This window comes from Sporosarcina psychrophila (assembly GCF_001590685.1).
Taxonomy (GTDB): Bacteria; Bacillota; Bacilli; order Bacillales_A; family Planococcaceae; genus Sporosarcina; species Sporosarcina psychrophila.
In genome coordinates, this window is the sequence record NZ_CP014616.1 from 4,530,316 (window position 1) to 4,549,800 (window position 19,485).

At 37.9% G+C, this 19,485-nt stretch carries 19 protein-coding genes and 1 pseudogene; 7 read left to right on the top strand and 13 right to left on the bottom strand.

Annotation, left to right across the window (positions count from 1 at the left end):
- Positions 1 to 75: 75 nt before the first annotated feature.
- A complete protein-coding gene (proS, locus tag AZE41_RS21255; protein ID WP_067213674.1) occupies positions 76 to 1,515 on the bottom strand; it encodes a proline--tRNA ligase in 1,440 nt (479 codons plus the stop codon).
- A 683-nt stretch (positions 1,516 to 2,198) separates the two neighbouring features.
- Between proS and AZE41_RS21260 the strand changes: the two genes are divergently transcribed.
- A complete protein-coding gene (locus tag AZE41_RS21260) occupies positions 2,199 to 2,774 on the top strand; it encodes a nitroreductase family protein (protein WP_067213675.1) in 576 nt (191 codons plus the stop codon).
- Between the two features lie 505 nt (positions 2,775 to 3,279).
- Positions 3,280 to 3,528, top strand: coding sequence for a hypothetical protein (locus AZE41_RS21265; protein ID WP_067213676.1), 249 nt, complete (start codon positions 3,280 to 3,282; stop codon positions 3,526 to 3,528).
- 160 nt (positions 3,529 to 3,688) lie between these two features.
- Here AZE41_RS21265 and AZE41_RS21270 read toward each other — a convergent pair whose 3' ends face one another.
- The 6 genes from AZE41_RS21270 to AZE41_RS21290 all read right to left on the bottom strand — a co-directional run bounded on the left by AZE41_RS21270 (position 3,689) and on the right by AZE41_RS21290 (position 8,755).
- Complete coding sequence (locus tag AZE41_RS21270; protein ID WP_067213677.1) at positions 3,689 to 4,255, bottom strand: NADPH-dependent FMN reductase; 567 nt, start codon at positions 4,253 to 4,255, stop codon at positions 3,689 to 3,691.
- A gap of 12 nt (positions 4,256 to 4,267) precedes the next feature.
- On the bottom strand, positions 4,268 to 5,326 hold the full coding sequence (locus AZE41_RS21275; protein WP_067213678.1) for an LLM class flavin-dependent oxidoreductase: 1,059 nt from the start codon (positions 5,324 to 5,326) through the stop codon (positions 4,268 to 4,270).
- Positions 5,327 to 5,371: 45 nt separating this feature from the next.
- On the bottom strand, positions 5,372 to 6,313 hold the full coding sequence (locus AZE41_RS21280) for a ring-cleaving dioxygenase (RefSeq protein WP_067213679.1): 942 nt from the start codon (positions 6,311 to 6,313) through the stop codon (positions 5,372 to 5,374).
- 54 nt (positions 6,314 to 6,367) lie between these two features.
- Complete coding sequence (locus AZE41_RS21285; RefSeq protein ID WP_067213680.1) at positions 6,368 to 6,811, bottom strand: MarR family winged helix-turn-helix transcriptional regulator; 444 nt, start codon at positions 6,809 to 6,811, stop codon at positions 6,368 to 6,370.
- Between the two features lie 514 nt (positions 6,812 to 7,325).
- The gene (locus AZE41_RS23510; RefSeq protein ID WP_257722495.1) at positions 7,326 to 7,460 is read right to left on the bottom strand and encodes a lipoprotein; all 135 of its coding nucleotides are present in this window, start codon (positions 7,458 to 7,460) and stop codon (positions 7,326 to 7,328) included.
- Positions 7,460 to 8,755 carry a helix-turn-helix domain-containing protein gene (locus tag AZE41_RS21290; protein WP_067213681.1) on the bottom strand — a complete coding sequence of 432 codons (1,296 nt, stop codon included), beginning with the start codon at positions 8,753 to 8,755 and terminating at the stop codon, positions 7,460 to 7,462. Before AZE41_RS21290 ends, AZE41_RS23510 begins: the two co-directional genes overlap by 1 nt.
- 357 nt (positions 8,756 to 9,112) lie before the next feature.
- Here AZE41_RS21290 and AZE41_RS22955 point away from each other — a divergent pair, with 357 nt between their 5' ends.
- On the top strand, positions 9,113 to 9,277 hold the full coding sequence (locus AZE41_RS22955; RefSeq protein WP_156476125.1) for a hypothetical protein: 165 nt from the start codon (positions 9,113 to 9,115) through the stop codon (positions 9,275 to 9,277).
- Between the two features lie 272 nt (positions 9,278 to 9,549).
- Here the strand turns inward: AZE41_RS22955 and AZE41_RS21295 are convergent, their stop codons facing one another.
- From AZE41_RS21295 to AZE41_RS21310, 5 genes are all read right to left on the bottom strand, one after another.
- Positions 9,550 to 10,038 carry a hypothetical protein gene (locus AZE41_RS21295; protein WP_067213682.1) on the bottom strand — a complete coding sequence of 163 codons (489 nt, stop codon included), beginning with the start codon at positions 10,036 to 10,038 and terminating at the stop codon, positions 9,550 to 9,552.
- 278 nt (positions 10,039 to 10,316) lie between these two features.
- Entirely contained in the window at positions 10,317 to 10,469 is a 153-nt protein-coding gene (locus AZE41_RS22960) for a hypothetical protein (RefSeq protein ID WP_156476126.1), read from the bottom strand.
- An 859-nt stretch (positions 10,470 to 11,328) separates the two neighbouring features.
- The gene (locus tag AZE41_RS21300; RefSeq protein ID WP_067213683.1) at positions 11,329 to 12,201 is read right to left on the bottom strand and encodes a tetratricopeptide repeat protein; all 873 of its coding nucleotides are present in this window, start codon (positions 12,199 to 12,201) and stop codon (positions 11,329 to 11,331) included.
- A gap of 13 nt (positions 12,202 to 12,214) precedes the next feature.
- Positions 12,215 to 13,162 carry an ATP-binding protein gene (locus AZE41_RS21305; protein WP_067213684.1) on the bottom strand — a complete coding sequence of 316 codons (948 nt, stop codon included), beginning with the start codon at positions 13,160 to 13,162 and terminating at the stop codon, positions 12,215 to 12,217.
- Positions 13,163 to 13,536: 374 nt separating this feature from the next.
- Positions 13,537 to 14,406 carry a LysR family transcriptional regulator gene (locus tag AZE41_RS21310; RefSeq protein ID WP_067213685.1) on the bottom strand — a complete coding sequence of 290 codons (870 nt, stop codon included), beginning with the start codon at positions 14,404 to 14,406 and terminating at the stop codon, positions 13,537 to 13,539.
- A gap of 118 nt (positions 14,407 to 14,524) precedes the next feature.
- On the opposite strand from AZE41_RS21310, the gene AZE41_RS21315 reads away from it, so the two are divergent.
- Both AZE41_RS21315 and AZE41_RS21320 read left to right on the top strand, forming a co-directional pair.
- The gene (locus AZE41_RS21315) at positions 14,525 to 15,394 is read left to right on the top strand and encodes a DMT family transporter (protein ID WP_067213686.1); all 870 of its coding nucleotides are present in this window, start codon (positions 14,525 to 14,527) and stop codon (positions 15,392 to 15,394) included.
- A 58-nt stretch (positions 15,395 to 15,452) separates the two neighbouring features.
- Positions 15,453 to 16,163, top strand: coding sequence for an NAD(P)H-dependent oxidoreductase (locus AZE41_RS21320; protein WP_082786768.1), 711 nt, complete (start codon positions 15,453 to 15,455; stop codon positions 16,161 to 16,163).
- A 517-nt stretch (positions 16,164 to 16,680) separates the two neighbouring features.
- Here the strand turns inward: AZE41_RS21320 and AZE41_RS21325 are convergent.
- Positions 16,681 to 17,164: pseudogene (locus AZE41_RS21325) on the bottom strand (bile acid:sodium symporter family protein); the annotation flags it as partial.
- Positions 17,165 to 17,736: 572 nt separating this feature from the next.
- On the opposite strand from AZE41_RS21325, the gene AZE41_RS21330 reads away from it, so the two are divergent.
- Both AZE41_RS21330 and AZE41_RS21335 read left to right on the top strand, forming a co-directional pair.
- The gene (locus AZE41_RS21330) at positions 17,737 to 18,495 is read left to right on the top strand and encodes a GTP pyrophosphokinase (protein WP_067213688.1); all 759 of its coding nucleotides are present in this window, start codon (positions 17,737 to 17,739) and stop codon (positions 18,493 to 18,495) included.
- Positions 18,496 to 18,935: 440 nt separating this feature from the next.
- A complete protein-coding gene (locus AZE41_RS21335; RefSeq protein WP_067213689.1) occupies positions 18,936 to 19,382 on the top strand; it encodes a PaaI family thioesterase in 447 nt (148 codons plus the stop codon).
- Positions 19,383 to 19,485: the final 103 nt, after the last annotated feature.

Here is a 19,485-nt window from a genome sequence, read left to right on the forward strand (position 1 = left end):
ACAATGAATGTACATGGAATAAAAAATGCTCCTTCCGATTTATTCGGGGGAGCATTTTTCATTCTAGTTAGTTAATCAATAAGCTCGACTGAACCACACAGTATATTTTGCTTCTGTTCCACAATTGATGCATGTTGACTTCGTAGCGGGTGGATTGAATGGGATATTACGCGTCGTGAATTTTGTTTTTTCTTTCACTTGTTTTTCACAGGCGTCATCTCCACACCAACCCGCAAGGATCCAACCTGGGATTTCTCCATTTTCTGTTGAATCCGTAATATGTTGCGTTAATTGCTCGAGTGAATCGACATGCGTATGGGAATGCTTTTCACGGAATGCACGTGCTTTGTCCAATAAGCGAGTTTGCATCGTGTTAAGCGCGCCTTCGATGCAGTCAGCTATAGTTGGAAGATCAACAGAAATTTTTTCTTCTTCATCGCGAGCTTTTATTATTGCTTGGTTATTCTCCAAGTCACGTGGCCCTAATTCAACTCGAACCGGCACACCTTTCAGTTCCCATTCATTGAATTTATAACCCGGTGATTGATCAGAATCATCCAAGCGCACGCGAATTCCTTTTGCCTTTAATTCCGCATAAATCTTATCAAGTCTTTCCATAATTTCAGGATTCTTCTTCCAAGGTCCTACTGGAATTAATACAACCTGCGTCGGTGCGACACGTGGCGGCAATACAAGCCCTTGTTCATCGCCATGCACCATAATAACAGAACCTATCAATCGGGTAGAAGTCCCCCAAGATGTCGTATGGACAAATTCATGCTTATTTTCTTTATTTAAATACTTAATATCAAATGCTTGCGCGAATTTTGTTCCTAAATAATGTGAAGTTCCTGCTTGAACTGCTTTTCCATCCTTCATCATTGCTTCAATGGAGTACGTATCCACGGCTCCTGCAAAACGCTCGGAAGGTGTCTTTTGACCATCATATACTGGAATCGCCAGCAACTCTTCGACAACTTCTTTATAAATGTTGAGCATTTGCATCGTTTCAGCACGTGCTTCTTCTTCATCCACGTGAGCTGTATGCCCTTCTTGCCATAAAAACTCAGACGTCCGAATGAACGGCAATGTTTTCTTTTCCCAACGGAAGACGTTCGCCCATTGGTTAATTAACACAGGAAGATCTCGATAGCTTTTAATCCAATCCGAATAAAGATGCCCAACCATCGTTTCAGACGTTGGTCGAAGCGCTAAACGCTCTTCTAGCTTTTCACCTGCAGCTTCGGTAACCCAAGGGAGTTCTGGTGAGAACCCTTCGATATGATCCTTCTCTTTTTCAAAAAACGACTCTGGAATAAGCATTGGAAAATAGGCATTTCGATGCCCCGTTTCTTTAAAACGTCTATCCATCTCGGCTTGGATATGCTCCCAAATTTCATAGCCATCCGGTTTGAATGCAATGCACCCGCGAACTGGCGTGTAATCCATTAAATCCGCCTTTTGAATCGTGTCGATATACCAGCTTGTAAAATCATTTTTCTGTTGATTGGTCATTAATTTCCCCTCCTAAAATAATAAAGAAATCCTTCGGTTGCCTGAAATCTAGACATCAAAAAAGCACAAAGTTGCCCTTATAATAAGGACGTCTTTGTGCTGAATGGACGTGGTACCACCTTAGTTTAGCCTAAATCAATTGCGCCCCGGTGTAATTGCGTCCAGATTTTGAATTGCATGTGCGCAATTCAAAATCTGTAACATTCGCCGGGGGCTTTAACTTAATTCAACTGAATTAAGTTAAATTCAAGCCCTCTAAAACGTTTGGTAACGAAAACGACTCGGTTATGTTGTCATAACATCTCAGTGGTAGGTTTCGACAAGAAGCGGTGATATAGCTCTCAGTAAGTCGCTATACTTTCTGTTTCACAATTCTTGTCTACTTGGTCACATCAAAGATTTCATATTACTTTTAATATATCAAATACTCGCGGTTCATACAACTTCAATGAATGTCGACAGGCACTGGAAAATTATTTGGGCAAATTCGGTCGTAAATTTTGCATATGATACCCATCGAAGTTGCCTCTCACAATGTAGATGAAGTCTGTTCTGATTTAAAATTAGATTTATTGAGCTATTATTACTTGTCATGCTATACTAAATGGGTATTTAATTGAGAATGATTTTCATTTGAAGTCCGAAAACTTCATATACTATCTAAACATAAAGGGGATTATCAGATGAGTCAGCAAGAAGGGAAAAATGTGGTTGAACAAAACATTATAGACCGAAGAACAATCAAATCTTTTAAAAAAGATCCGATTAGTGCTGAAGTAATCATCGAGCTGCTAAATGTCGCGAAATGGGCACCGAACCACAAGTTGACGGAACCGTGGCGCTTTCAATTGTACGTGGATGAAGGAAAAGAACAATTTGTTCAGGCCTACATTGATTCGCAGCCGAAAGTAGATGGCGAAGTTCCAGAAAAAGTGAATAGAAAAGCACAATACTTCCGAGATATACCCGTTCATCTTGTAGTCATTATGCCTGAAGATCCCCGTCAAAGAAGATGGGATGAGGATTACGGGGCAATTTCCTCTCTAATTCAAAACTTCCAACTTGCGGCATGGGAAAGGGAAATTGGAATGATTTGGCGTACTAACGATTGGGTATACGACCCGGCATTCAGGGAGGCCATCGATGTCCTACCTGGCGAAAAAGTCGTGGCGACGTTGATGATCGGCTATCCTAAACATATACCAGAGGCTCAACCACGCACGGATATACGCGAACTTGTTACGATCATTAATAAGTAGTTTTTCGAATTAGAGACTATATATGTTGAATTAAAGAATTCCATTGAATCGCTACGGCGCTAGGGGATGCCTCCCGCCATAAGCCAAGCAGCTTCGCCGCCAGTCTTATGGCTTCGGCTACCCCTGCTAAGGCGCCTTCGCTCAGTATATATACCGGATTCAATATATATAATTATATTCAAGAAATGCGCTTTCTCACATAGACCATCCAGCGAAGGCGCAACTTCGTGGTAGCCGGAGCGATAAGACTGAAAGCGGTCTTCTTTCTGGCTTATCGCGGGAGGCATCCACAAAGCGCCAAAGCGGTATTGGTAGGAGTTCTATTTCATCCTTTTCAGCGGCCTCCCAAAAGCCCTTGTAAAGCGCATACGCCATATTCATTTGTTCAACATATATAAGTAGTGCTTATAAGCGGTTATCCGAATTAATTTATTCATCTACTCATGAACTCCTATCATTAGCCATATAGTTAGGCTATATAAGTTGATAGATGGAGGAGGATATCATGCAGACGAAAGAAGTACGCTTACGTCGAATCCAGCAACTAGCTCATGAAATCATGCATGAAATGAATAGAGGGAATGAGCAAAGACAGTTTGAGACGCTAAATCTCGCGGTTGATAATCTATCTCGGGCACTTGGAGACTTAGCAGATCCATCCGGTAACTATTCACTCGACTATATAGAAGAAAAATTAAGAAAAGCCCATTATCTATTATTTAAAAACGAAAAAAAGATAAAGCTTCATTCTTAATAAGTGACAGTCACTACTAGCTAAAATCCCCACAATCCCGTCGTAAACTTCTACGAGATTGTGGGGATTTTTGTAACGCCCTAGATTTTCACTTTAAGCAGTACTACCTTTTTTCTTTCTAAGTTTCCTGCTCACAATGTGGACTACTGCTATGAACTAGTTAAAAACCATATTCCTCATCTTTCGCTTTTCGAATCCCTACATAAGCATTGACAAGAAGAACGGTATCTTCCACTAAGCGCTCCAGACGGAAGAGAACATCATCATTAACGATTTCTTTGCGATGGAAATCCTTTTCTTCTATAAACACATAAGTAGGTACAATATGTGCCTTCATATACGCTAAAATTGGCTTTAACTGTTGTTCCGCCATCAAATAATGCTTGGATGTACCTGCTGTTACGAGCATACTCACTACTTTATCCCGGAACGCATTGACTGGTAATAAATCAAATATATTTTTGAGCGTAGCCGGAATAGAAGCTTGGAACGTTGGCGATCCAATAATGATTGCATCTGCGGCCATAAGCGTTTCTGTAACATACTTGGTGTCACCCTCGTAGTCCCAATAATTACGCCCGTCACTAAAAACCATTTCAAATTCAGCCAGATCCAGTAATGTAATCTCTGCATCCGGGTATTTTTCATGCGCTATTTTGACCGTATAATCCATCGCTGTTCTTGTTTTAGACCCTACATTGGAGCCCGATAGTAAGACGATTTTCATGCTAGCATCTCCTTATTTTCCAGCAGTATATTTCTTAACTGCTGGTAGTATTTCTGTCGCAATTAATTCGATATTTTTCATAACTTTATCAAACGGTACACCACCAAAGTCAATTTGTGCCATGAATCGCTGTTGACCAAATAGCTCATATTGGTAGAGCATTTTTTCAATAATTTGCTGTGGACTACCAATCATTAATGCATCGCGCGTATCCGTTGATTGTGCAAATTGTTGTTTCGGATAGCCGCCGCCTCTTAACGCCTGCATACCTGCATTGGCATGTGGATAATATTCACGAAGCGCATCCTGTGAAGTTTCTGCTGTATAGAATAGGCTCGTTGTTGCAATTGGCAACGCCGCTGGATCAAAACCACTACGCTGCGCCGCCTCACGATAGGCATCCACCGACGCCTTAAAGTTAATCGCTGGTCCACCAAGAGTTGTCAGCATCATCGGGACTCCTGCATACCCCGCCTTAATCGCACTCGCGGGTGGTCCTCCTACTGCACGCCATATTGGCAGATGACCATTCTGCGGTTGTGGTAAAATCGTTGCATTTTCCAATGGTGCCCGAAATTGCCCCTGCCATGTCACCGTTTCTTCATTATTTATCTTCAACAGAAGTTCTAACTTTTCTTCAAATAACTCTTCGTAATCATGTACGTCAAACCCAAGTAAACTATAGGCCCCAATCCGTGAACCACGCCCTGCAACAATTTCAGCTCGACCTTTTGAAATTAAATCAATCGTGGCAAAATCCTCATAGATACGCACAGGATCAGATATACTTAACACCGTTGCAGAACTTGCAATTTTAATATTTTTTGTTGCCTGTGCGATAGCGCCTAAAATGACCGTATGCGCTTGTGTTGTAAAATGCGTTTGATGACTCTCCCCTACTGCAAAAACATCTAGTCCCGCCTCATCAGCCAACTTACTTGCTTCAATCAATTCGTGAATACGCTGCTCTGCGCTAATACGACTTCCTGTTAACGGATTTAGTAAATGATCCCCAATCGAATATAAACCAAATTCAAGTCCTTTAGTTGTGTCAATACGGTATTTCTCCATTTTCATCGACTCCTTTTTCTATGCCCATACTTTGTATCGTTTCTATTAATCAATCGGTTGTAGTTTCGCTTCAATTTCTGCACGTTTTGATTCTAAAAATGGTGGTAAATCTAATTCTTTTCCTAAATCTTTAACCGCTGAATCAACTGTAAATCCAGGTCCATCTGTGGCAATTTCGAATAGAATGCCATTTGAATCACGGAAGTATAAGCTTTGGAAATAAAAACGATCGATAACACCAGATGAATCGAAGCCACGTTCTTTCACGACTCCGTCCCAATAGCGCAGCTCTTCCTCGTTCTTCACACGAATCGCTAAATGATGAATACTGCCTCGTCCCGGTTTTTCACTCGGCCCCTCCAACTGCTTCAAAACAATTTCACCAAATGCTTGCCCAGCAACCGACTGATAAATAGCTTCTTTCTCAGAATGAGCTACTTCCACATAGCCAAACATCTCTTGCAACATTTTAGCCGTCCGTTTCAAATAACGTACTGTTATTTCCGTAGTTCCCATTCCTAAAATACGATGCTCTTGCTCCACAACTGAATCTTCCCAAGGCGACCAAAATTCAGGTATCGCTTCGCCATTATTATTTAGCAAGATCATTCGTAACCCCTCTGTATCCTCAAATGGCAGCGCTGCTCGACCTGCATACGTTGTAATGTCTCCGTGCTCTACATCCAATTGCTCAAAGCGCTTTTTCCAATACGTTAAACTTTCAAGTGATGGCACGAGTAAGCCGATTTGTGTTATGGCATTTGTTCCACGGACGGTTTTTCCAGCGTTCGTCATTTCAAAAAATGATAACTCCGTTCCTGCACTTCCCGTTAAATCCCCATAAAACAAGTGATACATGGATGGGCTATCTTGGTTAACCGTCTTTTTCACACGGCTCAAGCCTAATACATCTCGGTAAAAGTGATTAGTCGCTTGAGCGCTTTTTGTAATCATTGAAATGTGGTGATGTCCTGGTATCTTATACATGCTAGTTCCTCCTTGGTTTTTAAATTGATTAGTCAAGTGATAGTGCAAAAAAAATCACTCCAGCGGCAATTCTTTTTTTTGACTATGTTTATGGATGCGTGTCATTAATTTGTAAAGTGTTTTCTCTTCTTCCTCGTTTAATACATCAGCAAAAAATGACGTTTGAAACGCCAGTTGAGCTGGCATCGCCTCTTCTAAAATCGCTTCAGCCTTGTCAGTTAAGCTAATCATTTTCGTTTTCCAGTCTTGCTTACGTACAATATAGTCTTCTTTTTCAAGTCGTGCGAGCATGCGGGAAATACCGCCTTGCGTAACGGTCACTTTTTCAGCTAATTCACTTTGTGTAAGTGGCTGGTATATCTGAATTTGAACAAGTACATCAAATTGGGCAGTTGTTAAATCAAAACGCTTTAAAAACTCATTCGACAGTTGGTTACTTTGGTTTGTAAAACGCATTAAACGTAACCAAATCAACGAGCCAATCGTATTATTCCGCATCTTGTTTCGCCTCCTCATCACTAACCTTAATATCACTTTACCACGCAAGTGATGGAGAATCAAGTTATAAACCTTGAATTCGAGATTTAATATTTAAACTTTTACTTTCTAATAAGCAACTGGTAACCAGAATAAAAACTTCCTACCTCGCACATTGATTATTACTATATAGTCCGCACTTAACGAATGGAATGTTCCCCTAACACCGCTTTGTCGCTTGGTGATGGCCTCACGCAGTAAGCCCGCCAGAAGATCACTTGGGAGGGATTGAACTGCATCCCTCCTTGGTCTTATTGCTCCGGCTCACACTTGTCGCTCATTCGCTAGTTTTGTTCGTAATACTGGTTAGCTATACCACCTAGTTAACTCTAAATAAGTAGTGCCGAGTATATAGTAGTTTGTTCATTTTTACTTATTCCACTATTAATAAATACGGACGTTATACGAATCGCTTAAGTACCGGGTAAAATGACAAAGGGAACAACCCCATTAAGAGTCGTTCCCTTTGTTGTGCTTATTTTAGGAGTTCAATAGTAAAACTAGATGTTTTAAACATCTTAGGTACCTGATCTTCAGATGCGGAGGCCTGATTACCTGCAACCCCACTTAAAATCACTACAAGTAAAAGAATAGATAAAATTTTCTTCATTATAAATCCTCCCATTTTTTTATTTTTCTAAAAATGTTTTCATACTTATTTGCCTCTTGATAACAAATAGATGATAGCTTGTATTTCCGATTACTAAAATACCATTCGGCAAGTGCTAAATAGTATTTGTGAACATATCGGTAATCTTGTACTTCTTTAAAGTATTCAATTGCTTCTTCAGTAATACTTTCGGATAAACCTCGTTCACTATGGAGGGATTCGAAAATATTAAAATGATGATAATACGATGTTAAACTTTTATCTTTTAATTTTAAAAACAATGAAATTCCTTCGTCACACCACACTTTAACTAACGCTTTATTGTTCATCTTTGAGTATTCAATCACTAAACAAAGTATTGAAATAATTGGATTCTTTTCATAAGTTTTATATTCCATGCTTTGTTTATAGTAAGAAATTGCTTCCTCGTTATTGCCCATTATACTAGATAATGATCCTAAGTTATGGTACACAATTCCTTTTTCTTGAAGTAAATTGAATTCATCACATATTTGCATTGCTTTTAAATAAGAATCATACGCATCTTGAAATTGCTCACTTTTCTTGTGTGTGATTCCAATAAGTATGTAACACTCTAATACTCTCTTCATTAAAAAGTTTTCCCTGAAATATTCAAGAGCTCTTCTTGTATATTCAATTGAGGCAAAGATACGACTATCTGCTGTGTAAACTAGCCCTATCATATAATTCAATTCCGCTTTTTCCCAAGCTTCTAATAAAATCTCATCGACTAATAATAACACATCTTCGAAATATTCAATCGATTTATTGCGATTTTCTGTTGAATAATTGTAAATTGCCTTATTCACTTTATATAAATAGGTTTGCCGTAGGTTAAACTCTTTGCTTAATTCTTCAAGATCTTTAATTCCCTTTTTTATTTCATTCAAATTCCCGCCTGAAATAATGCGGAACCTTAGTACAATCAGAAGATAAGTATAGTGGAGCGTTCGATTTTCGAATAAGGGACTGTGTTGTTCTAAGTACTCTAGTTTTTGTTTAGTAAAACTTTGATCTCGATTTGTAACTGCTTCCTTGTAAGTAGCCTCTAGCATCTTTTCAAAATCAATTTCAGTTTGCTGATTATTTTTCTGTAACTTCGAAGAATCTATTCCTAAACGATTAAATAATAACGTGACTATGTCTTCGCTTGGGAAAATTAAATTCCGTTCGATTTTAGATAGGTAAGATGGCGTACAGATTCCTTTTGCTAATACTAATTGCTTCATTTCTTGTCTAATTCGTTCTGCCCTTATTAAATGACCAACTTTCATTAGTGAATCCCTCTCTTTTACAGCATAATACATACCTAACATTAATCATACCATTTAAATGTGAGAAATTTATTACCAAAAGGCTTAAATAATGCGTAATTCTAAATAAAATGTCCCAACCTAATTCAATGTTACTTTAGTCTTGTGGGTGGTATGTTTAACTTAGCAATAAATAAGGGGTAGTACGCATGCGAATTGAAGACATTTATCCCCATAAAACCGTTAAGATAATTAAATTAGATAAAGGCACTAGTCAATGTATAGATAATAATGGATCGGTTCGAGATTCTAAAGCAATTTCCAATATGTTAAATCTAGTGGATAAATTCATACCATTCTTTCGAAGGGAGTGAGATTATGCCTACGGAAACGACAAACGAGCAATTTGATGGTGAATATAAAGATCTGCAATTATATCAAATGAAAATTGAACTGATTGAGTTTTTGGATAAGATGAAGTCTAATGGATTCTTAGAATCAGTAGAATTTCGCGATATTTCAAATGAAATCAAACAGATTTAACTCAAGGAGTTATTCAGTCAATTCTATCATTGAAAAGTTTTTCAGTTTAATTTTGGTGAAACAAAACATGTGCTAATGCAGTTCTGAGTGAGTTTGCTTGATAGTTAGAAATCACTAAACCACTAGAGGGTAGTAAACAATACCATAATACAGCCTACGCTAGTACCAATAAAATCATATACAACAAAAAACTCAGTCTAATTGTTAATGACTGAGTTTTTTGTTGCAATTGTAGTTTGCTGGCATAGATAGAAATCATTTGCTCCAAACCACTAACATAAAACAATAACTTTATTGGGTGTAGTTTGGGCTGGGATACTTCTAGTAGTAGCACCATAGGTAACAATTAGATTTCGATTTGCAATACTTCCGGTAAAGGCTTGCCCGTTTTCCAATAAGATTTGAGTATGCGAAGATATATTTAATCTTAATGCGCCGTCGCTACTCTCTAATTGGCTGTTAAAAAAGGATACTTTCACATTTTGATAGGGAGTGTCTTTGGCAATTACAAGCGCTCGAAATTGTGGTGGGTATATGAGTGGGACTAGCGCGTTCGCATCATAAAACCCAGTTATCTTATCTCCTACTGCCACCATTACATGATCTACAAAGTAAGTAGTGGGTGCCACTACGAAATTGACTAACGTCCCGTTCCCATTTTCCACGGCTATTAATTTATAGCAACCGGCTTCGTTATTTTGCCCTATCGAAAAATCATCAATCGTCGTTACCGTACCATTAAAAGCTTTAAAGTTTATCATCCCTTTACCTCCGTTGCTAATCGAACTTATATCTATATAGATTATGCTATCTTAATATCGATTGTTCGCTAGACACGGAAATTTGTGTAGGCAAATGTAAAGCCAGAAATGATATAGATCTCTGACTTTAGTGCTTCTATTGAAAGTTGATGCACTATTAATCAAAAAACTGTTACCATGTATAAAAAACATCTTTATCTACTAGATCTCATTGTAGACAAAGATGTTTTTTACTATTTATATGATGTGCCCTATAACAGAAGTAACCGATTAGTTACTCATCTCTCAAAGTAGCTCATTAAAATTACCCAAAAAGATTTTCTGTTTTTCTTTTTCATGCTCATGCAGTGACGTGCTAATTCATGAGCTCTTGCTTCTTTTTGTAATTCACGCATCCGTTCACGGACGTATTCTATATCATGTTCAAACATTCTATTACTCCCTTAGGAGCACTTCCAAGTTTATTGTAAAGGTATGGCAAACACCATTCTTGTTATATATTTACCACCTAAATATACTGTTGGTGACTCCAATTTATTTTCTCCGAATCGCTTATTCAATCTGTTATTTACAGTTTTGTTGATCATCTTTTATTCTCCTCCTCAATCTTATTTTTAATTAATTCTTAAAGTATTAAAATCTTTCACTATCCGCTCTCTGTAGATTCCTTCCTCAATACTTTTCTTTGCTGAATTACGTAAAACATAGTCAACACTCCTTTTCTACTTATTTATGCAACACGCAATGCGTGGAAACACCAATTTGTATTTAAATTGAACTCAAAAAGGCACACGCCTATTAAAATAAGCGTGTGCTCATTATAAAGAACGGCAGAATATATGCCATTCCGATACTAATTAGTTAAAAGAAAGATTGTTTACGCACGGAATGACTATAAAGTTATAGGTAGAATATACACGTTTAATCATTTTTTCCGTGCCTCCCTCTTTTTTTGTAAATCTAACTACTTTAGGATACCATTTCCATTTTATAATTGTCAATATATTTAGATAATAAAGTTTCTTCGCATTCTAACTGCTTATGGATACCTTATACAGTTATTCGATGCATTGTTTTCCCTTTGCTACAGAAAAAGTTCTTTAGCTGATTTCAATCAATAGACTTTATTCTTCAAATTTTTCGTTCACTACTATAACTGACATCCAAAAACGGAGGCTATTATTATCGCCTTCGACATCGTTTAATCCCCATAAAAACCCTAAAAAAGTACCTGTTTCTGAAATTCAGAACTAGGTACCTTTTTTCATATCTATTCATTAATACTAGATTTCATGCCTTTACAATTATCCGACCAAACACCTTTACATTGACAATGATTTTCGTCGACCAATGGGCCAGGACATATAAAATAATAAATACAACGACAAGTGGCTTAAATAAAATCCAGGCCACAATCCAAAGTAGGAATGCATATATCGGTTTTACTCTTGTTAATAGTTTAGACGGCACCAAGAATAATCGGTACACTTTATATTGCTTTTGTAAAATTTCCAAGTACTCTTCTCTTAATTGGCGATTATCAGGTTTTAGTCGGACTGCATTTTCCAAGTAATGCAATGACTTTAAATGATCTCCCCTTTGATCAGCTGCCCAAGCTAAATACATAAAGACAGTTGAATTTTCTGGATCTAGTTCCAATGCTTGTTCTTCCGCCTGAAGAGCAAGATCTTGATTCCCCAAAATACTTTCAACATAACTGTAATTTGCAAGATAGAGTGCATTAGAAGTCTCAAATTTTAAAGCAACGAGAAAGCTTTCTTTCGCTTTCTTATAATTACCACGCTGATTATAAATATTCCCTTTCAAAAAATAATAATGGCCTTCTTCGGGGTAAATCGTTAAAGCCTCTTTAATCGCGGTCATCGCTTCATCATATTTACCTTCTGTGTAAAGCGTCGATACCCTAACCTCCCACGCGACCTCATTTTCCGGTTCTTTCTTTAATGCTTCTTGTGACCAATGCCAAGATTTCTCAAAGTCATCTAACATTAAATAGACTTTACTGAGCAGCGCATAACCATCCGCATCTTCGGGGTATTGTTGAATGTAGTTTTCCGTCTCTTTAATGGCATCTTTAAAACGACTCCACTCACATAATTGTTCAATCCGCATAAGCTGTGCATATTGTTTTTCTTCGTCCATCGCAACCCACAACCTATCTAATTCTATTCTCTTTTATATAATCAAGCACATGTTGATAATCCTTATTCACATCACTGAAGGTGGCGTAATTTTTAGCCGTGGAAAACCACTCTAAAGTCGTCGGCTTCCTTTGCTTCAATGCTCCACTTAAATCATCATTCGTTAACGGTTGTAGTTCACCCGTTTCCAACGAACGGTGTAATGCAGACTCGATTGCATCCCCGACAAGTTGGCCAAGATCAGCCCCAGAGAAATGTTCTGTTTTACTAGCAATTTTTTTATGATTTAGCGAAGACTGAGGTTTGTCTTTCAGTTTTAATTCTAAGATGACTTCTCTTTCCGTTTCACTTGGCGGGGGTATGAACAGCAACTGATTGAAACGACCAGGTCTCCGTAATGCAGAATCCAAATACCACGGCGTATTCGTTGCGCCAATAACATAGATGCCATGATTATGAGAATTTAGACCATCTAACTCAAGGAGCAACTGATTGACAAGCATCCTCTCATGATGTTGTCTCATGTTTTGCCGATTTCCACCAATTGCATCCAACTCATCAATAAATAAGACGCATGGTTTATTTTCTCGCGCTGCTTCAAATACATCATGGAGATTATGCTCGCTTTCCCCTACGTACATAGACAAAATTGCTTGTAATTCCAAATGTAGAAAACTGGCATTTATTTCACCCGCAATCGCTTTTGCCAAAAATGTTTTTCCACAACCCGGTGGTCCGTATAACAGTAAACTCCCCCCAGCTTCTTTGCCATATGCTTTAAAAAACTCTGGATTTTTAAGTGGAAGGATGAAGTTCATCTGAATTTTCTTTTTAACATCCTCCAAACCGCCAACATCAGCAAACGTCTCCTTCGGCTCTGTCTTTTCAATAAGCGTATTTTTCGCCTTGTCAAATTGAATTACTTTTAGTTGTTTTCGTTTTCCTTCATAGTCATTCGTCATAATAGGCCCCTTTGCACAAATTCATCCTAGTTTCCGAAATGCAAATACTCAAATATTTCCATATGTTAATTTTAGAATAAAGCTTAAAAAACGTCTATGAGTACAAAGCACAAGGGTATAAAGTTTTGTTACAGTGAAAATTGCCTGGCAATCAAATTCCAAACTAAAATCCAGAAAACCCGACTCGATTTGTACCAAACGTAAATACAGACAGCCGAGATGAATGTCTTTGTAATTCTTTATTTAGCGGCTTCCTCTTCACCCTACTGATGTGCACAACCGATAAAACAGCAGCCTCCTCCAATTTATCATTCTTATAAAGTTATAAGTTGCGAGGTTTTATTGGGAATTCTTTTGCAATCCGGTGTTAAACTTCAAACGAGTTTGCTATTTCTCTCTATGATAAAGTCAATAAAATATCTACTTGCTATCGGCAATACCTTTTTATCCTTGTATGCCAAACTGATTGTACGAAAAACAGCTGGAGAGATCGTTTTCGTCACAATGTTATACGGGCATCTATTTAAGACAAGCTTAGGTAAAATAGTAAGCCCAAGCCCTTGTTCAACCATGGCCATAATCGAATAATCATCATGCACCCGGTATTGTATATTGGGTTCTAAGTTATTTTGTTTAAAAATGGTTAACGGTTCGCTTAGTTCTCCCTCATCCAAAAGAATATAGGGTTCATTCGTTAATTCTTTCAAGGAAACATTGCGGTTCTTAGCTAAAGGATGGTCCATTGGCAATACAGCAAGCATTTCATCTTCTTGCAGCGGAATGGTTGTCAGATTCGTGACAGCAGTTGGATTGACAAAGCCAAAGTCAACGCTTCCCTCTTTAATCCAATTGGAGATATTCGTATATTCGCCTTGATGTAATTCAAAATGAACAGCTGGATACTGTTCCTTGAAATCCTTCATCAATCCTGGCAACCAATTGCATGAAACACTCGAAAACGTTCCAATTCTGATAAGTCCACTATGCAGTCCTTGCATCTCGTTATGCTTTTCTATTAATTCCTGATGTGAATTTCGTATATTCTTAATATAAGGTAAAAACTCCTCGCCATCTGGCGTCAACGTAATTCCTTTGCGGGAGCGTAAAATCAGCGTGGTCGAAAGCTCCTTCTCTAATGAATGGACCATTTGGCTAATGGCAGATTGTGTATAGCGAAGCTCTTCAGCTGCTTTGGTAAAACTGCCGGTTTCAATGATTTTGACAAAAGCATCATACGGATTCATCTTCTCTCACTCCCTTACATTAGCTAATCTAATAGTTCCATTATAAATATTCATTATATTAATACAAGTACCGGTGATACGATATAGATAAACAGATGAAAGGGTATGAATTCCGAGCATGACACAGCGTCAAGCAAACTTAATTTTAGCTACGGTTTCATTGGCTTGGGGAGCATCATATATTTTCATGAAAATCACTGTGGATGTAATTCCTCCAATAACGATTGTCGCTTTACGATTCGGCATTGCATTTATCGTTATGGTACTGATATTCTTCAAAAAAATAATCCGTGTAGACGCTAAAACGTTAAAGTATAGTGCGATTGTAGGCGCTCTGCTATGTGGGATTTTCATTGCATTAATGTACGGCGTAAAAAACACGACTGCTTCTACAGCCGGTTTTCTGACGAGTACAACAGTTATCCTCGTTCCCGTTTTACAAATATTCATTACACGTAAACTCCCCAGTAGAAAAATTGTATGCGGCGTTCTAATTGTCTCTACCGGTTTAGCACTACTACTGATTGGAGATGATTTTACTATTGCATCCGGCGCATACTATTGTTTAGTAGCTGCCCTCCTTTATGCAGTCCATATTATCGTGACAAACCGCTTTGTGCGCGAGGTTGATGCCTTGCAGCTAGGTATTTACCAACTGGGATTTGCTACCTTTTTTGCAACCGTTGGAACCTTTCTATTTGAGACTCCTGTTTTGCCGGCCAGTGCGATTCATTGGTTTTCTATACTCGGTCTAGCACTCATCTGCTCTGCTTATGGCTTTGTTATGCAGCCAATTGCTCAAAAGTACACAACACCTGAAAGCACCGGTTTTCTCTTTTCGCTTGAACCCATTTTTTCAGCTATATTTGCATTCATCTTCATAAATGAAAATATGGGGCTACAAGGCTATTTTGCTGCGATGCTCATTTTAGCTGGTGTACTAATAGCAAACTCTACATCTAAAAAACAACTGGAAATCGACTTTTAATGAATATGGAATTTTTCACCTTCGTGAATAATGTATTTAAACTATAGGAGCTGAGATCATGAATATATTAATTATTTACGCACATCCAGAACCAAAATCATTCAATAGTGCTTTAAAAGACCTTGCCGTTTCAGAATTAACATCTCTAGGTCATCAAGTCAAAGTGTCAGATTTATATGCTATGAATTTCAAAGCTGTTGCTGATCGTGATGACTTTCAATTACTTCAAAACGAGAACTTTTTTAAATATGCAGTCGAACAAAAACACGCAACGAAGACGAGTAGTTTCTCTCCAGATATTCAAGAAGAACAAGATAAACTTCTTTGGGCGGATTTTGTCATTTTCCAATTTCCTATATGGTGGTATTCTGTTCCTGCCATTTTAAAAGGGTGGTTTGATCGAGTATTTGCTTCTGGCTTTATTTATTCGAGAGGTAATAGATATGATACTGGCGGTCTCAAAGGTAGAAAAGCGATGTTGTCCGCTACAACAGGCTCTCCTAAAGGTGCGTATACGCCGTATGGAATGGACGGTGATATGAATGAGAAGATACTTTATCCTATTAATCACGGAATGCTTTACTTTGCTGGCTTTGAACCCGTCGAACCATTCATCTCTTGGACTCCATCACATGATGAAGAAGACCGAAAACAATACCTAGATGAATATAAAAAGCGTTTACACAATCTCGAGGAAATTCCATCTATCCCATATCACCCTACTTCTCATTATGATGAAAATCACCAATTAAAGATGGAGTATAGATAACTCTTACTAACCCGATTACCGTTATAATCAGACCATATATAAAAAGGTCAACCAGGAATATCTGGTTGACCTTTTATTATGAATGGGTACTTTAATTGAATATCATTGCAGCAATTACGACGTGAACACTTTTCCGTAAAATACTAACATATGTGATCGACAACAATAAAGTCATTTAAATCCAAAGCGTCTCCCTGCAATTGTACCCGCCTGCGGATTTCTTTATACCAGTATGGCTTCACACTATGAACAAAAATTCACTTGATATTTTTATAAGACTTTGCCGAACAATGATGCTAAGACTTGTAGTAATAGAATGCCGAATACGACAGGCATTGCAAATTTTGCAGGGAAACATTTGATCATGGATTAGTAATTCAATTAAAAGATTGTCCATATCTGTATAGTTCCATGAGTGGGTACCTAAAAAATTAATAAGTTGTTAAAAACTTTAATTTTCCAATGGTTTCAGACTTGCCTCATCTGTTTCTTTAACTTTTCCAGAGCTTTTGCTCCACTATGTTGCGAGTAGTGAGCCGGAAATATTATGCCATACACTAAAGATGGCACTCGGCACAGCTGCAAGTGGTGAGAAGTGCGCTGCTGCCAATGCGGCACCGAGCCCAAATTTCTGCATTCCCACCTCAATGGAAATAGCTTTCCGGTCAGCATAATCCAATTTCATTAAGCGAGCAACCCCATAGCCTAGCAAATAGCCAAGAGAATTATGCAAAATAACAACATGTAAGATGAGCAATCCTGTTTCAGCAATTTTCTGCTGACTTGCACTGACAACCGCCACGACAATGGCAAACAATCGCGATAACAGAAACAAGCGGCATAGCCTTTACACTTTGTTCTACTTGCTTACGGAACAGCACTTTCGCAACGAGTCCTAGGACAATCGGAATGAGAATAATTTTTATGACCGACAAAAACATATCTCCTACTGAAACCGGTAGCCATTTTCTGGCAAGCAATAGGATCAATGCAGGTGCCACAAAAAGGTGCCTACAAAGTAGTACAAGATGTGATTCCTCGAGGCGAAGTCTTTTTCAAATCGTTTTAAAAAATCACTTTTCATTTTCTACGATAAAGTTTATCGTATTTCTTGAAATAACACATATCGTTGCTACTATTGTAACAATCTGGATGGGGTCATCGCCTAGACTTTCCTGAATAACAGAGGATTGTGGCAAAGAAGGAGAACTGATTTATCTCCCGGGACCCGCTTCCTCTTTTCGAATAAAGAGTGAACGAAACAGCAAATATCCAGTAGAAATGCTAAAATAGCTAGAACTCAAGTAAAGTTTTTTTTGTATTCGTGCTATCATTCAATTGGCGATAAGTAGATGCACAAACAAGAACGTTCCCAAAGTAAGTGAACAGCTTTATTTGAGAGTTAATGCATTCTATTTATTGAAAAAGGATATGAAAATGCGAAGGCAAAGAAGATTACATCGCATGGTATTTCTACCGGACGTCACCATTCAATTGCAAGAGAGAAGCTAAAGTAAAAGCCAACTATAGAACATCTTAGTCATAGTGAGCGTAAAGAAAAGAGGAATTTATTTTGAAACTGACAAATGAACTAGACTATAGCCGATTGAATCATCTAAAAAAAGAAATGACGAGATTCATGCTGGCCTATAAATTTGCGTTAGACGAAGTGAGCACCAAAATCAATATCTTGGAAGAAGAATTTCAATTAATACATGAATACAACCCCATCGAACATATTAATACCCGCTTGAAAACACCAGAAAGCATTATTAAAAAGGCACATCGTAAAAATGTTGAACTGTCCCTGTCTTCCATAAAGGAAAATATGCGGGATATCGCAGGCATTCGTATTAACTGCTCCTTTAACTCCGACATTTATAAACTAAGTGAAATGATTCAAAAGCAAAGGGATATTGAAGTGATTGAGTACAAAGATTACATACAAAATCCCAAACCCAATGGTTATCGGAGTCTTCATTTGATATTAAAAATTCCTGTGTTTATGACAGATCGGGTAGAGCACGTCTTTGTGGAAATGCAAATCAGGACAATTGCTATGGATTTTTGGGCAAGTCTGGAACATAAAATCTTTTATAAATTCAACAAATCTGTCCCTGAAAAAATTACGAAAGAGTTGAAAGAGGCCGCGGAATCTGCCAACGAATTGGATCAAAAGATGGAGAATCTTCAAAAAGAAGTCAATGAAATTAAACGAATGGATGAAGAGTTTACTACACCTCTTTTTAATGAAAAGAATGACTTCAATATCCCGCTTAAATTCTTAGAAATGATGAATGAAAGTAGCAAAATTAGCCTGACTGAAGTATAGCTAGTATTTTGGTTCCCAATTAATTCGCAAACCATTCATTTTCAACCTGGAAAGAGAGATGGGTTTGAAAGAGAACTGTTGTAAGATGCTGTTTGTTCCCGAGTATGGGGCAAACAGCTTTTTTTATTTATGCATGGATTAAAAAGCTTTCCCCAAGTGAATTTGAAGATGGACCTTCTGTGACTCCAGATACTAGGAATCGAAGTTAGAAATAGCGGGTTATGGTTTAACTTTTTAAGAAGTAATAATTATTTATAGATTGTATTGCACTCGTTATTTTACTGAATGTTCCAACACTGATATGCTAGTTTTAGCTAAAACCACAGCTGAGAAGCAGAATCTTAAGAATGTGATTAATGCAATATTGAGCGTCTTAGACTGACCTTTTAGAATGACCGTTCCAAAAAGGATTCTACTTTTATAAGGATGGTGGCTAATCGATGAATTTTTTAGAAGTATTACAGAAGGTTGCTAAGGGCGAATTGCCTGAATCACCTGCTGCTGATTTAATTGGATTTAGAGTGACCAAAGCGGAGGATGCAAAGGTGATCATTGAACTCAACGTGACGGAAAAACTACACAATCCGATGGGAACACTTCATGGTGGAATAATATGTGATATCGCAGATGCCGCGATGGGCTATGCGTTTGCGACCACACTCAAGAAAGACGAACTGTTTTCAACGGTAGAAATAAAAACGAATTTCCTCAAACCAGTTTTCAGAGGTAAATTACGTGCTGAGGGGAAGTTAATGAAAAAAGGCTCTTCAATAGGTTTATTAACGTGTAATATCTTTGATGAAAAGGATGAGCTAGTCGCCTATTCGACAAGCACATGTATGGTGTTAAAAGGACACTCTAATCAGAAGCGAATTCAGGTAGAGTGAGCCATGGATAAATAAGTAGTTGCACAAGTTATAAGTTGAATAGTTTAAAGTTATGGAGCATTTCCCTGTAATGAGAAATGCTTTTTATCTTTGCCTAAAATTA

Excerpts from the sequence above, each read along its gene's own strand:
- proS (WP_067213674.1), bottom strand. The coding sequence starts at position 1,515 with ATGACCAATCAACAGAAAAATGATTTTACAAGCTGGTATATCGACACG.
- AZE41_RS21260 (WP_067213675.1), top strand. The coding sequence starts at position 2,199 with ATGAGTCAGCAAGAAGGGAAAAATGTGGTTGAACAAAACATTATAGAC.
- AZE41_RS21265 (WP_067213676.1), top strand. The coding sequence starts at position 3,280 with ATGCAGACGAAAGAAGTACGCTTACGTCGAATCCAGCAACTAGCTCAT.
- AZE41_RS21270 (WP_067213677.1), bottom strand. The coding sequence starts at position 4,255 with ATGAAAATCGTCTTACTATCGGGCTCCAATGTAGGGTCTAAAACAAGA.
- AZE41_RS21275 (WP_067213678.1), bottom strand. The coding sequence starts at position 5,326 with ATGGAGAAATACCGTATTGACACAACTAAAGGACTTGAATTTGGTTTA.
- AZE41_RS21280 (WP_067213679.1), bottom strand. The coding sequence starts at position 6,313 with ATGTATAAGATACCAGGACATCACCACATTTCAATGATTACAAAAAGC.
- AZE41_RS21285 (WP_067213680.1), bottom strand. The coding sequence starts at position 6,811 with ATGCGGAATAATACGATTGGCTCGTTGATTTGGTTACGTTTAATGCGT.
- AZE41_RS23510 (WP_257722495.1), bottom strand. The coding sequence starts at position 7,460 with ATGAAGAAAATTTTATCTATTCTTTTACTTGTAGTGATTTTAAGTGGG.
- AZE41_RS21290 (WP_067213681.1), bottom strand. The coding sequence starts at position 8,755 with ATGAAAGTTGGTCATTTAATAAGGGCAGAACGAATTAGACAAGAAATG.
- AZE41_RS22955 (WP_156476125.1), top strand. The coding sequence starts at position 9,113 with ATGCCTACGGAAACGACAAACGAGCAATTTGATGGTGAATATAAAGAT.
- AZE41_RS21295 (WP_067213682.1), bottom strand. The coding sequence starts at position 10,038 with ATGATAAACTTTAAAGCTTTTAATGGTACGGTAACGACGATTGATGAT.
- AZE41_RS22960 (WP_156476126.1), bottom strand. The coding sequence starts at position 10,469 with ATGTTTGAACATGATATAGAATACGTCCGTGAACGGATGCGTGAATTA.
- AZE41_RS21300 (WP_067213683.1), bottom strand. The coding sequence starts at position 12,201 with ATGGACGAAGAAAAACAATATGCACAGCTTATGCGGATTGAACAATTA.
- AZE41_RS21305 (WP_067213684.1), bottom strand. The coding sequence starts at position 13,162 with ATGACGAATGACTATGAAGGAAAACGAAAACAACTAAAAGTAATTCAA.
- AZE41_RS21310 (WP_067213685.1), bottom strand. The coding sequence starts at position 14,406 with ATGAATCCGTATGATGCTTTTGTCAAAATCATTGAAACCGGCAGTTTT.
- AZE41_RS21315 (WP_067213686.1), top strand. The coding sequence starts at position 14,525 with ATGACACAGCGTCAAGCAAACTTAATTTTAGCTACGGTTTCATTGGCT.
- AZE41_RS21320 (WP_082786768.1), top strand. The coding sequence starts at position 15,453 with ATGAATATATTAATTATTTACGCACATCCAGAACCAAAATCATTCAAT.
- AZE41_RS21335 (WP_067213689.1), top strand. The coding sequence starts at position 18,936 with ATGAATTTTTTAGAAGTATTACAGAAGGTTGCTAAGGGCGAATTGCCT.